Annotated in this window: 1 protein-coding gene; it reads right to left on the bottom strand. The window is 48.6% G+C overall.

All coding sequences use genetic code 11. The annotated features are described in order from the left end of the window. Positions 1 to 8 precede the first annotated feature (8 nt). Positions 9 to 1,183 (bottom strand): IS3 family transposase gene (locus FDX01_RS04030; RefSeq protein WP_137399272.1). Its coding sequence is split into 2 segments (ribosomal slippage): positions 9 to 925 and positions 925 to 1,183, totalling 1,176 coding nucleotides; the frame shifts between segments, so codons are not numbered across the junction. Between the last annotated feature and the right edge of the window lie 73 nt (positions 1,184 to 1,256).

The raw sequence follows: 1,256 nt of genomic DNA, 5'->3' as shown, positions 1-1,256 counted from the left end.
TGTAGTGGTCAACAAAAACTGGCCACAGCTTTAGAGTTTTTCCAGAACAATCGTTCTGATTCATTCGGCGTCAAACCACCATTATATTGATGAGGTCTGAGCTGGCTGTAATATCCTGTGATGTAATTCGTTATTGCCGTGCTGGCTTGGCTAAAATTCGCGTAGCCATTATCCGGTACCCACTCTGTTTTCAGGCTTCTGAAGAACCGTTCCATTGGGCTGTTATCCCAGCAATTTCCCCGGCGACTCAGGCTTTGCTTTATCTGATATCTCCACAGTAACTGTCTGAAATTCCTGCTGGTATAGTGACTGCCTTGATCCGAGTGATACAGTAAATTAGCCGGTTTTCCCCGTGCTTCCCAGGCCATCGACAGGGCTTTACCTGTCAGTGCGGAATCAGGGAAAAATGACATCGCCCAGCCAACCGGTTTACGGGAAAACAAATCGAGTACAACAGCCAGATAAGCCCAGCGTTTTCCCGTCCAGATATAAGTCACATCACCACACCAGGCCTGATTAGGCTCGGTAACAGCAAACTGGCGATCCAGATAATTAGGGATCTCAATGTGTTCCTTAGACGCCTTCTTATAACGATGGCCAGGTTGCTGACAGCTGATAATATTGAGCGCTTTCATCAGCTTTGTTGCCCGCCAGCGGCTCAGTTTTATACCTTTGGTGGTGACCATTGCGGCAATGCTTCGCGCTCCTGCTGAACCGTTACTTTCGCGATAAACTTCACGCACAAGGCTCAGTAATGCCACTCTCGTGGCGTCAGGCTTCCTGGGCTGCCGCCAGTATTTATAACTGCTGCGATGAACCCCAAACACGTTGCACACAACGGCAACAGGAAACCGCGCCCTGAGTTTCTCAACTAATGAGAATTGTTCAGGGAGTCTGACATCAAGAGCGCGGTAGCCTTTTTTAATATATCCCGTTCCATTTCAACGCGTTGAAGTCTTTTCTTCAACTCACGTATCTCAATCTGCTCAGGTGTCATGGGTGAAGCTATGGGTGATTTTCCCGCTCGCTCTTCTTTCAGTTGTCGAACCCATTTATCCATCGTGGATTTGCCGACATTCATCGCAGTGGCAGCGGCGGCAACGGTGTAATGCTGATCGAGTACAAGCTGGGCAGCCTCGAGGCGAAACTCGGGGCTAAAATTGCGTCTGTTACGTCCGGTCATAATGTCACCTGTTTTGACTATGAGGTGATGATATCACCTCTATTCAGGTGGCCAAATTCACTATGCCACTACA

Origin of the sequence: Citrobacter sp. wls613 (genome assembly GCF_005281195.1) — a bacterium.
Lineage (GTDB): Bacteria > Pseudomonadota > Gammaproteobacteria > Enterobacterales > Enterobacteriaceae > Citrobacter > Citrobacter gillenii.
Note: the sequence above shows the minus strand (reverse complement) of the source record. Positions and strands in the feature narration are given on the sequence as shown.